Annotated in this window: 13 protein-coding genes, 1 tRNA gene and 1 pseudogene; 6 read left to right on the top strand and 9 right to left on the bottom strand. The window is 70.2% G+C overall.

Annotated features, from left to right (window positions below; all coding sequences use genetic code 11):
* Positions 1 to 792 (bottom strand): annotated as a pseudogene (locus KBX39_RS11885) (metallophosphoesterase); the annotation flags it as partial.
* A 133-nt stretch (positions 793 to 925) separates the two neighbouring features.
* On the opposite strand from KBX39_RS11885, the gene KBX39_RS11880 reads away from it, so the two are divergent.
* Both KBX39_RS11880 and KBX39_RS11875 read left to right on the top strand, forming a co-directional pair.
* Positions 926 to 999: transfer RNA gene (locus tag KBX39_RS11880), tRNA-Thr, on the top strand.
* A gap of 124 nt (positions 1,000 to 1,123) precedes the next feature.
* A complete protein-coding gene (locus KBX39_RS11875; protein ID WP_030503768.1) occupies positions 1,124 to 1,444 on the top strand; it encodes a hypothetical protein in 321 nt (106 codons plus the stop codon).
* 44 nt (positions 1,445 to 1,488) lie between these two features.
* Here KBX39_RS11875 and KBX39_RS11870 read toward each other — a convergent pair whose 3' ends face one another.
* The 6 genes from KBX39_RS11870 to KBX39_RS11845 all read right to left on the bottom strand — a co-directional run bounded on the left by KBX39_RS11870 (position 1,489) and on the right by KBX39_RS11845 (position 6,509).
* Positions 1,489 to 2,271: a hypothetical protein gene (locus tag KBX39_RS11870; RefSeq protein ID WP_146074910.1), complete on the bottom strand. Its 783-nt coding sequence runs from the start codon at positions 2,269 to 2,271 to the stop codon at positions 1,489 to 1,491.
* Positions 2,268 to 2,837 carry a sigma-70 family RNA polymerase sigma factor gene (locus tag KBX39_RS11865; protein WP_312247088.1) on the bottom strand — a complete coding sequence of 190 codons (570 nt, stop codon included), beginning with the start codon at positions 2,835 to 2,837 and terminating at the stop codon, positions 2,268 to 2,270. The genes KBX39_RS11870 and KBX39_RS11865 overlap by 4 nt, the downstream gene beginning before the upstream one ends.
* 35 nt (positions 2,838 to 2,872) lie before the next feature.
* Positions 2,873 to 3,988 carry an acyltransferase gene (locus tag KBX39_RS11860; protein ID WP_210870463.1) on the bottom strand — a complete coding sequence of 372 codons (1,116 nt, stop codon included), beginning with the start codon at positions 3,986 to 3,988 and terminating at the stop codon, positions 2,873 to 2,875.
* Between the two features lie 117 nt (positions 3,989 to 4,105).
* Positions 4,106 to 4,561 (bottom strand): hypothetical protein, encoded by a 456-nt coding sequence (locus KBX39_RS11855; protein ID WP_210870461.1) that lies wholly within the window; start codon positions 4,559 to 4,561, stop codon positions 4,106 to 4,108.
* Between the two features lie 292 nt (positions 4,562 to 4,853).
* Positions 4,854 to 5,603: a hypothetical protein gene (locus KBX39_RS11850; RefSeq protein ID WP_312247087.1), complete on the bottom strand. Its 750-nt coding sequence runs from the start codon at positions 5,601 to 5,603 to the stop codon at positions 4,854 to 4,856.
* A gap of 24 nt (positions 5,604 to 5,627) precedes the next feature.
* The gene (locus KBX39_RS11845) at positions 5,628 to 6,509 is read right to left on the bottom strand and encodes an NAD(P)-dependent oxidoreductase (protein ID WP_210870459.1); all 882 of its coding nucleotides are present in this window, start codon (positions 6,507 to 6,509) and stop codon (positions 5,628 to 5,630) included.
* A gap of 97 nt (positions 6,510 to 6,606) precedes the next feature.
* Here KBX39_RS11845 and KBX39_RS11840 point away from each other — a divergent pair, with 97 nt between their 5' ends.
* Positions 6,607 to 6,969, top strand: coding sequence for a helix-turn-helix domain-containing protein (locus KBX39_RS11840; RefSeq protein WP_064448862.1), 363 nt, complete (start codon positions 6,607 to 6,609; stop codon positions 6,967 to 6,969).
* 15 nt (positions 6,970 to 6,984) lie between these two features.
* Here the strand turns inward: KBX39_RS11840 and KBX39_RS11835 are convergent, their stop codons facing one another.
* Positions 6,985 to 7,809: a TrmH family RNA methyltransferase gene (locus KBX39_RS11835; protein ID WP_210870457.1), complete on the bottom strand. Its 825-nt coding sequence runs from the start codon at positions 7,807 to 7,809 to the stop codon at positions 6,985 to 6,987.
* Between the two features lie 63 nt (positions 7,810 to 7,872).
* On the opposite strand from KBX39_RS11835, the gene KBX39_RS11830 reads away from it, so the two are divergent.
* Complete coding sequence (locus KBX39_RS11830) at positions 7,873 to 8,427, top strand: DUF3592 domain-containing protein (protein WP_307851498.1); 555 nt, start codon at positions 7,873 to 7,875, stop codon at positions 8,425 to 8,427.
* 9 nt (positions 8,428 to 8,436) lie between these two features.
* Here KBX39_RS11830 and KBX39_RS11825 read toward each other — a convergent pair whose 3' ends face one another.
* Positions 8,437 to 9,057 (bottom strand): pyridoxamine 5'-phosphate oxidase family protein, encoded by a 621-nt coding sequence (locus KBX39_RS11825; RefSeq protein ID WP_030503779.1) that lies wholly within the window; start codon positions 9,055 to 9,057, stop codon positions 8,437 to 8,439.
* A gap of 167 nt (positions 9,058 to 9,224) precedes the next feature.
* Between KBX39_RS11825 and KBX39_RS11820 the strand changes: the two genes are divergently transcribed.
* Positions 9,225 to 9,731 carry a DUF2231 domain-containing protein gene (locus KBX39_RS11820; RefSeq protein ID WP_030503780.1) on the top strand — a complete coding sequence of 169 codons (507 nt, stop codon included), beginning with the start codon at positions 9,225 to 9,227 and terminating at the stop codon, positions 9,729 to 9,731.
* Positions 9,728 to 10,264 (top strand): Hsp20/alpha crystallin family protein, encoded by a 537-nt coding sequence (locus tag KBX39_RS11815; protein ID WP_069088075.1) that lies wholly within the window; start codon positions 9,728 to 9,730, stop codon positions 10,262 to 10,264. The genes KBX39_RS11820 and KBX39_RS11815 overlap by 4 nt, the downstream gene beginning before the upstream one ends.
* Positions 10,265 to 10,379 lie beyond the last annotated feature (115 nt).

The following is a 10,379-nucleotide window of genomic DNA, read 5'->3' as shown; positions in this document are numbered from 1 at the left end:
GTTGGGGTGGTCCACGGCCTTGACCCACGTCGGCGCCGGCACCGCCAGGATCACCTTGGACTCCGGGGTGAGCTTGCGGGCCACCTCGTCGAAGTAGGTGAGCTGCGGGTCGTCCAGGTACGAGCCGGACTGGTCGTCGAGGCCGAGCAGCCACCAGCCGGCCGGCAGCTCGACCGCGAAGTACGAGCGGGACTGGCCGGTGCCCCAGCCGCCGAAGTGCCGGTCCCGGGTCCGCACGAACAGCCGCAGGAACGCCGTCAGCCCGTCGTACCAGTCGTGGTTACCCGGCACCGCGAACAGCGTCGGCTTCTCCGGCGGAGCAACCGGCAGCGCGGACTGGTACGGGCCCTTGCAGCGGTCCTCGTACGCCTCGTAGCCCGCCGCCGGGTAGACCTGGTCACCACCCATCACCAGCGTCTGCGCCCGCGGAAGCCGGTGCCCGTCCACCGTCAGCTCCGGCTGGGCGAGCAGGTACGCCACCGAGTACGTGGCGTCGAAGCCGTCACCCAGGTCGGCCACGTAGTCGAGCCAGAGCCCGCCGTCCGGCCCGACCTGCCGGAACGTGCCGTCGCCGAACGCGTTCTGCAGCTCGCGCTTGTCCAGGTACGCCCCGAACAGCATCGCCAGCAGCGTACGCAGGCCGGTGCTGATCAACAGCAGCGGCGCGAGCCAGGGCACCGGCCGGCGCGGGGTGAAGCCCAACTCCTGCGGGTCGATCTTGCGGGGGCGGCGGGTGGCGCGCTCGCCGGGATGCGCCTCGGGGGCCGCTGGCCGCGGCGGTTCGTCGGTCACCCGCCGCAGGGTAGTCGGGACGCGGCGCGAAGTCTCTCCCGTGACGGGGCGGATGTGGCTCGGTGTCCGGGTTCGGAGGCGGGGGGATCCGGTTCGGCTTCGGCCGGGGAGTGCCGTACACTTTACGATCGTTGCCGCCTTAGCTCAGTCGGCTAGAGCGACGCACTCGTAATGCGTAGGTCGACGGTTCGATTCCGTCAGGCGGCTCGGTACAGAATCCCAGGTCATCGGCCTGGGATTCGCCGTTTCCGGGGCGGACAACAGCGCCCTTCGACGGAGATGGGCTTCCGGAAGAGGAGTGGTTGGCGGCAGCGCGGCCTACGCTGCCGGAATGAAGGTGGGCAGGGTCTGGCGGGTGCACCACCGCAGCGAGTTGGTCGGTGAGGTCGATGAGCGGGAGCTCGACTTCCCCTGGATCCGCGGCCGCTTTCGGCCAGAGCCTGCTTTCCGACCACTGCGACCGATTTTCGCGGCATGGATCGAGGCCGTGAACTCCGGGGATGTTGAGGCATTGCGCCAGGCGCACGAGGCCATCTATCCGGCCGTGACGATGACTGACCCGACCGGGCGCGAAGTGCCATGGTTCATCTTGGTCATCGAAGGGGACGAGGCGCGCTTCCGGTGGCGTGATGAGCCCGTCACTGATCGGTAGCAAACCGGCCAGCACGTGGGCGGGCGGGGCCTGCCGAGCCACCCTCAGTCCAGCTTCGGTTGTTCGTACAGTTCGCGGGCGGACAGGATCACCGCGCTGCCGTCTGCGAGGCGGACGGTCAGTGTGGTGGTGTTGCTGCTCGACTCATCGAGGCCTTCGGGGTACCAGGCGCCGAAGTAACCGTCGCGAACGGTTGCCCGCGCCGTCCGTGACGAATCGCCATCCTCGGTCCGCAAGTTGATCTCCACGCTCGTCACCTGTGAGCCGACGTGTCCCGCCATGATCCGGACGTAGCCTTCGTCGGTGCGTAGCTGACCCCACGAGTACAGCTCGACACCCCCGGCGCCGAGCCGCTCGGTGCTGGTCAGCACGGTCAGGATGCTGGTATTCGTCACGTCCCCGTTGCGATCGCGGAAGCATGTCTGGCTTCCAGCCGGCGACACGGCGTTCACGTATGCGTACTCGCCGCGTTTTTCACCGATGACCACCCTTGCGACGCTCGCGTCCTGGGCAGGCAGGCATTTGCCGGCGATGTCGCGTGCCTCGGTATCCGAGATCGGACTCGGCTCGGGCGTCCACGACGCAAACGCGGGACCAGCGTTGAGAAATGTCAGGGTGAAGGCGACAGCGGCGGCGAGCGCTCCGGCCGCGCCGACGATCGCCAGGCGAGGCCGACGGTGCGATGTGCGCGCTGGTGCCGGGCGCGGTCGCCGATCAGTGGCGACGATCCGCTCGAGCAATTCTCGCGCGGGTTCCTGCGCGACGCGTGCGGGCACCGGGACGGCGGCAGAGCGGATTGTCCGGGCGAGGACGTCGTCGTGGGTCATGCGGAGCCTCCGCGTCGTGAAGGGCCGGCCGGTGCAGGGACGTTTGTGGGTTCGCTGATCGGCCGCTGACCAAGATGCTGACGCAGGCGGCGACGGGCGCGCAGCAGGCGCAAACTGAACGCGGGCCGGGAAATGCCCAGTACGTGTGCTGCCTGCGGCCCGGTGAGGTCTTCGATCGCGGTCAGCGTCAGCACTTCCTGATCGGCCGATGACAGGCGCTGCCAAGCCTTCACCAGGTCGACGCGGGTAGCCGCGAGGTCGGCCTCGGTGCTGCTCGGAGCATCGGGTTCCTGGAGGACGCGAAGCGCGAGGCTCTGCTGCCGCTGGTCGCTGCGCTGCCGATTGTGCAGAACGTTGCGGGCGACGGTGAACAGCCAGGCGCGGGCCTCGCCGAGTGACTTCGGTACTTCGTCCAAGCGGCGCCACGCTATCAAGAACGTCTCGGCGACCACGTCTTCGGCAACGGCGAGGTGTGCACGGCGTTCGACGAAGAGCAGCAAATCGTCATACGCGGCCTCGAACAGCTCGCGGAAGGCGGAATCGGCCTCCGCGGTCGTCGGATCCACACCCTTCCTCGTGTTCGGCGCGTGGCGTCTGGTGCTCATAGTCGTCGCCGGTCCAATACGAAGCCGCGGATCAAGGGTGCGAGTGGGCGCTCGACGAAGCGATGGACAAGCCAGGCTGCCGCCAGCAGCCCAAGCACGGTGCCGCCGATCAGTATCGACGCGGGAAGGTTGGTTTCCTCGTACACGTTGCGGATCACGCTGTATCCAATGCGCGGGTGCAAGAGGTAGAAGGGGTAGCTGATGGCACCCGCAATGGCCAGCCAGCGCATTCTCACCCGGTTGGTGTAGCCGAGCGCGATGACGAGCATCAGAAGGTACACCCCGGTGAGCAGTACCGGTGCCGGCCAGACGGGCACCTCGAAGCCGGGCTTCAACTCCAGGGTCCGCTCGTGCACGCGCTGCAGGCTGACCAGCCACGTGGCGAGTAGCAGCACCCACAGCCATGGATCGGATCGGTTGCGGCGAAGCAGGAACAGGGTGATTCCGGCGATGAAGTACGGCGCGAAGTCGGACATCACGACCTCGTCCAGGGCGGCGCCCCGGAAGACGGGCATGACCACGGCGACGGCCAGCCACACGGCAGCGAATATTTTTACTCCCCGCTCGGTCGGCTTGGCCGCAAGAATGCACGCCGCGATCAGATAGAACCGGAGCTCGATCCAGAGGGTCCAGTACACGGTGTCGACAAGCGGCGTGTTGAGGGGCTCCGCCAACATGGTCAGGTTGACCAGCACGCCCCACCCGTCCGGCAGAGGTGGGAAAGGCAGCCCGCCACTGATCGGCAGCACTGCCGCCACGGCTGTCGTGGTCAGCACACACACCCAGAACGCCGGATAGAGTCGCGCGACGCGGGAGGCAGCGAACTCGCGAACGGTACGCCCCCAGCCGCTCATGAGGATCACAAATCCGCTGATCAGAAAGAACGTCTCGACTCCGAGGAAGCCATAGATCAGCACCGGTGCCGCGTCCGGCAGGAAGTATGCCGGCGGGCGCACGCCGTCCAACCTCCATGAGTCGCCGAAGTGGTATCCGGCCACCGCAAGAGCACAGATCAGCCGCAACCCGTCCAGCACGTACAACCGGGGCGCCCGCCCGGGAGGGCTGCTGACGGGCGGCGGCGTCGGCGCGCGGTCGAGCACCGCGGTCGTCATACTCTGCTCCTGTCCTGGACACACGACTGCATCCAGGACAGACATGTGCAGCACCGCGTCAAGTGCTACAGGTGATCACCGTCACGGGTGGTTCGACCGGATCTGGTGCCTCTGGCCTCAGCCGATGCGTAGCAGCAACACCTGGTCGTCGCGGAGTTCGGAGATGCTGTCGCGCAACAGCCTCAGCCCATCCAAACCGGCCGTGCCGCTCTCCTCGAAGTCCAGCCCCATTTCCTCGAAGTGGGCGGCCAACTCCTCCTCGCGGTGCCCGGCGGGGTCGAGCTGATCCAGGAACCGCTTGTGTGCGGGAGTGATGAGCACGGTCAGGTCGTGCACCTTGTTGATGGCCGCCGACTCGGCATCGAACTCCGACTGCTCCAGGTCGACGTCGCGCTCCTCCAGATAGCTCAAGACGTGCAGCATGCAGTACCCGGACCAGTCGTACTCCTCCCGCGGCTCGCGTCCGTGTTCGGCGAGGTAGGAGCCGAGTGACGACGACGATGTGCGGGCGAGGCGGGCCAACTCGGGGATGCTTCTCCTGGGGACCAGGGTCAGTGACGCGACAGCAGACAACGCACCCTCCGTCGTACGGACTCTGCCGGGCAGGCTACGGGGAGGGAGCGACAACGTGTCGGCGGATCGTTGCGGCGGCCGATGGCTCTACAGCCATCCGTACAGCCAAGGAAAGCCGCAGGGCGCTGACGGCACCCGACCCATGTCGTAACCGCCTGTTACGGTGCGCCGCAGTTGGCCGGTCAGAGCAACCCCACGCAGACCCACGAGCCCGAGGTGAGCGGCCCGCATCCAATCCGCATCTCGCGTTGCGACCGCCTTGCCCAGCCGGTTGGCGACGGCGTCCAGGTCGTCACCGAACAGAGCCACGTACACCTCCAAGTGATGGTGCGGGGGAGCCGGACAAGACGGCGGCAGCGGCCCAGGCCAGCAGCAAGCCCATGGTCAGGCCGGGCGGCAGGTACCAGAACGTGAGGAAGCCGGCGGGTGGCGTCAACGGCAGTGCCGCGACGAGCGCCCATGCGACGCGGCGCGACAGCACGCCGCGACGCAGCCCCTGCAGCCCGCACCAGACGGTGCCCACCAGCGCCGTCAACAGGGCCACGAGGTCGAACAACCACCCGTACCCGGGGCTGCTGTATTCCAGGCCGATAGCGATGCCTGCGGTGAGGAGCCCGTACCTCGTGAGGCGGCGGGGCATCGCGGTGGCGTGGCCGGTGACCGTCCAGACGAGCGGCAGCGCCAGCAGTACGGACACGAAGAAGGGCCCGCGCCAGATCCACGCCGGCTCCCCACCGTCGAACAACGGCAGGTTCTCGGCCATCCATCGCGACGGAGCGGGTAGGGAGCTGACGGCGCGGCCGCCGCCGACCTCCCACTGCGTGGCCATCGCGGCGCCGAGCACCGCCGCGATCACCGGCGCGAGAACCGCCAGGACGCGCCGCCAGCGGGCGACCGGCAACTTGCCCTCGACGCCGGTCGGGCCGGCACGATCGGGTACGCGCTGCGGATGCTTCTGTCGCATCGCACGATCGTCATTGCGTCGCTGGGAATTCTCATCAGGGGAACAGCCGAGATCACCATCGGCGTATCGGCGGTCCACGTGGGTTGTCTCGGTCCGCGGCGGTCAGCGCACCAGCAGGTCGATGACGCCCGTCAGGTCCTCCTCGCCGCTGCCCTCGGCCAGGCGGCGGCGCATCAGCTCGAAGTAGGGGCTGAGCAGTTCCCGGCTGACGCCCTGCTCTGCCGCGGTGCGCAGGAACGTCGGTGTGCCGGCCACCTGCATGGCGAGATTGGAGACGACGCCCTTCGTGTAGTCGCCGCTGCGCAGCTGGTCGGCGGTCTGGTGCACGGCCGGGGCCATCGCGACGAGCCAGTCGGCGAGCAGCGGGGCCAGCGACGCGGGGTCGATGTCCTCCCGGCGGATCAGGGCGAAAGCGTGCGCTGCCCCGGCGAACATGCCGTACATGGCGCTGAGCAGGGCCACGTCGTGCAGGGCGGCGAAGCCCGCATCCCGGCCGACGTAGGTGGTGCCGGCGGGGACGGCGAGCGTCTCCCGGTGCCGTTCGAACAGTTCGCGGGAGCCGCTGTAGAAGACGTAGCCGCCGGCGTCCGGGACGCCGATCATCGGAGGGACGGCCATGATTCCGCCGTCCAGGTAGCGGGCGCCGCGCTCGCGGGCCCAGTCGGCTCGGGCGCGGGCCTGGGCGGGCGTACCCGTGGTCAGGTTGACCAGGTCCCTGCCGGCCAGGTCGGCGTCGGCCAGCACCTCCTCGACCGAGGCGTCGTCCAGCAGGCAGACGACGACAAGGGTGTTCGCGGCGACGGCCTCGGCGGCGCTGTCGGCGACCGTCGCTCCCTCGGCGGAGATCACCGCGGCGCGGGCCGTGGTGCGGTTCCAGACGGTGAGCGGGTGGCCGGCGGCGAGCCAGGCGCGGGCCAGCGCGGCGCCCATCGCGCCGAGGCCCAGCAGCGTCACGGGCGTCTTCTCCACAGTGTCGGGTGCCATGCCGAAAAGGCTGGTCGCAGGCCCGCAGGCGATCAAGTACGCACTTCGGAGTAGGTGGTTACCCTGAGGTGAGCGAGCAGGTCGGAAGGGCGGGGGCATGACGACGTTGAACCGGCCGGGCGCACCGGACGGCCATGTCTGCGGGATCGACGCCGCGATGGAGGTGATCGGGGGCAAGTGGAAGGTGCTGATCCTCTGGGCACTCCACGAGCACCCGTACCGCCGCTTCGGCGAGTTGCGCCGGCTGCTGCCGGGGATCACCGAGAAGGTGCTGGCCGCCCACCTGCGCGAGATGGAGGCGGACGGCGTCGTGCGCCGCGTCTCCTACGACGAGGTACCGCCCCGCGTCGAGTACTCGCTGACCGAGGACGGCGTACGCCTCAACGATGCGCTCGAACCGCTGGCCGCGTGGGGACGCGAGCGGCCGTCGAGGACCGCAACCGGCACGGCCGCCTCGTAGCAGCGAGCCGAGGCGTCACCGCTGCTTCGCGCGCTGGCGGGCGGCCTCGTACAGCGCCACCGTCCCGGCCGCCGCCGCGTTCAGCGAACTCGCCGCACCGACGATCGGAATGCGTACGATCCGGTCGGCCGCCTCCTGCCAGCCCTTGCTGAGTCCGTGCGTCTCGTTGCCGACGAGCAGGACAGTGGGCCCGGTCAGGTCGTGCTCCGCTACGTCGACGTCGCCGTGTTCGTCCGTACCGATGATCTGGATCTGTGGTCCCGCCTTCCGCACCGCGGCGACCCAGTCGAGGACGGCGTGGTGGCTGGGGACGCGTACGGCCGGTACGGCGAACAGCGACCCGGTGCTGGCCCGTACCGCCTTCGGGTCGTACGGGTCGGCGGCGTGACCGGTGACCACCACGCCGGACGCGCCGAAGGCGTCGGCGGACCGGATCAGCGTGCCGATGTTGCCCGGGGTCTTGGGGCGGTCGAAGACCACCACGAGCATGTCGGGCCCGACCGGGATGCGGGCCAGGTCGTCATCGGGCTGCGCCACCACGGCCAGCAGTTCGGGGGACTCCTCCTCCTTGCCGCTGAGTTCCCGCATCAGCTCGGGCGCGAGGGCCACCCGCCGGGCGTCGGTGCGGTCGAGCAGTTCCCGGCACCAGCGGGACAACTGTTGCCGGTCCGGGTACAGCAGCGCCCGGATCTCCCAGCCCTGTTCCAGGGCGACGGTGATCGGGCGTACCCCCTGGACCAGGAACTCCCCGGCACGCTGGCGCTTGTTGCGGTTGGTCAGCAGCGCCTGCCACTGCTGGAAGCTCGCGTTCCGGGTGGTGATCGTCAAGGTCTTCGCCACGCAGCCGATTCAACCCCATCCGGTGCCGGTCCCGGGGTTGCGGGCCCCGGCGACGATGGCCGGGTGATCATCCGCCGGTCGTTCCTGATCCGCCTCGCGTGCGTACTGCTGGTGGTCGGCGGCGGCGCGTTGCTGTGGCTGCCGTTCCACACCCAGATGGAGCTGGACGACTGGGCGGTGACGCTGCGCGAGCGGGGTACGCCCGCGCGGGCGGTCGTCGTCGACCAGGTGACGGAGAGCGGCGGCAACCGGAGTCCCTCGTCGAGCACCATGTACTTCAGCTACGAGGTGGACGGCCGGACGCACGCGCAGGAGGTGGCCTGCTTCGAGGTGTGCCGGGCCGCCGGAGCGGAGGTGTCGATCTGGGTGAACCCGGCGGACCCGGGTGACTTCGTCACCGACTTCGGTCAGCTCAGCGGCCACCGCGGCCGGGTGCAGGGCGTCCTCGGCGTGGTCGGGCTGGCCGCCCTGGGCGTCGGGGTGGTGCTGGCCCTGTCCGGTATCAGGCGTCGGCGTGCCACCCCGCCGCGCCGCGACCGGCCGCGCCGGGTGGAGCCGGCGACGGGCGGTCGCGGGTACGTGGGCCGGGGCAAGCGCAAGCGCAACGTCCGGCCCTGACCACGGGACTCACCGGTACAGGGTCTCCAGGTACGCCGGGCCGTAGTGGCGTTCCAGGTCGGCCAGGCTCTCCGCCGGGGCCTCCACCTCTTTGATCAGCCGGGCCCGGGTCGGCAGCACGTCCGGCTGCCAGGTCTCCGGCTGCCACAGCTCGGAGCGCAGGAACGCCTTCGCGCAGTGGTAGAAGATCTGCTCGATCGCGACCTCGACGGCCAGCACCGGCCGGTGGCCCTTGACCTCCATGTCGGCGAACCACGGCGCGTCGGCGATCAGCCGGGCGCGCCCGTTGATCCGCAGTGTGTCGGTGCGGCCGGGAATCAGGAAGATCAACCCGACGTGCGGGTTGGCCAGGATGTTGCGGTAACCGTCGGCCCGCCGGTTGCCGGGCCGCTCCGGAATCGCGATCGTGGTGTCGTCGAGCACCAGCGCGAAGCCGGGCGGGTCACCCTTGGGGGAGACGTCGCAGGTGCCGTCCGCGCCGGCGGTGGCGATCAGGCAGAACGGTGACGCGGCGAGCCACTCCCGGTCGCGTTCGTGCAGCGTACGGCGGTCCTTGGCGGCAGCGCGCGGCATCGGCGTGCCGATCAGCTCGCGTAGTTCGGCCTCGCTGGTGATCTCCCGGGTCGTCACGTCTTCCTCCCCCGTCCGTTGATCGTCACGACGGTTCCGGCCCGCGACGGGCCGCGTTCCGCCATGGTCAGCCTAGGAGAGCGCGTCGAGTGTCGGGTTTGCCCCCGGGGCCGGCGGGTAGGGACCGGTTCGCAGCGTGCGGCCGGACGTGACGGATGGAGGCCGAGATGGAGAGCCGGCTCAAGGTGCTCGGCCATCCCGTGCACCCGATGCTCGTGATGTTTCCGGTGGCGCTCTTCGTGACCGCCGTGATCTTCGACGTGGTGGACACCGTGGGCGGGCCCGGCTTCCTGGCCGAAGTCGCGTACTGGAACATCACCGTCGGTCTGATCGGCGGCCTGCTGGCCGCGGCGGCCGGGGCGTTCGACCTGCTCGCCCTGCCGGCCGGCACCCGCGCCAAGCGGGTCGGTGTCACCCACGCCGCCGCCAACGTGGCGGTGATCCTGCTGTTCGCCGCGGTCTGGGTGGTCCGGCTCAACGCCGACTCGCGGGCGGCCGGGGGCGCGCTCGTCGCCATCGAGGTGGTCGCCCTGGCGATCCTCGGCGTCAGCGCGTGGCTCGGCGGTGAACTGGTGGACCGCCTCGGCGTCGGCGTCGACCCGGAGCACGATCTCAACGCGCCCAGCTCGCTGCGACCCCCCTCGGCGACCCAGCGGATCGGAGACGCGCGATGACGGAACAGAGCGGCGGACGGGGCTGGCGTGGCCGCCAGCAGGGCTGGGACCCGATGGGCGAGCTCCAGTCGCTGCGCTCCGAGCTGAGCCGGCTGGTCGGCGGACGCTCCGGCAGCCAGGACGTGGATCTGGCCGAGACGGCGGACGGCTGGGAGGTGGTCGTCCGGCTCCCCGGTGTGGCGCCGGAGGAGGTGGCCGTCGAGCTGGACGACCGGGAGCTGTGCGTACGCGCCCGGTCGGAAGCCGAGGTGAACGCCGACCACGGCATCCCGGGCGGGTTCACCACGCGCGGCTTCGAGTACCGCGTCGACCTGCCGTCCCGGGTGGACCCGGACCGGATCGACGCGGTGATGGACCACGGCCTGCTGCGGGTGCGGCTGCCCCGGGCGGCCCGGCCCGCGCCGCGCACCATCACCGTCGGCCGCACCGGCCCGCGCGCGGGCGTCGACCGTACGCCGATGCCGGCCGACCCGGCCGCGGACCGGGAGCTGCACCACCCGGACACCGCGCTCGACGAGATCGACAGGCCGTAGGGGCCGCGTGACCAGCCCGTCGGGTGACTCCGACCCGCCGCGCCGCGACCCGGAGCCGTCGCTGCTCGGCCCGGTCGGCGAGCGTGTGCCCGACGTCGAGCGGATCGCCGTGCTG

It is taken from the genome of Micromonospora sp. D75 (assembly GCF_018070405.1).
Classification (GTDB): Bacteria; Actinomycetota; Actinomycetes; order Mycobacteriales; family Micromonosporaceae; genus Micromonospora; species Micromonospora chalcea.
Note: the sequence above shows the minus strand (reverse complement) of the source record. Positions and strands in the feature narration are given on the sequence as shown.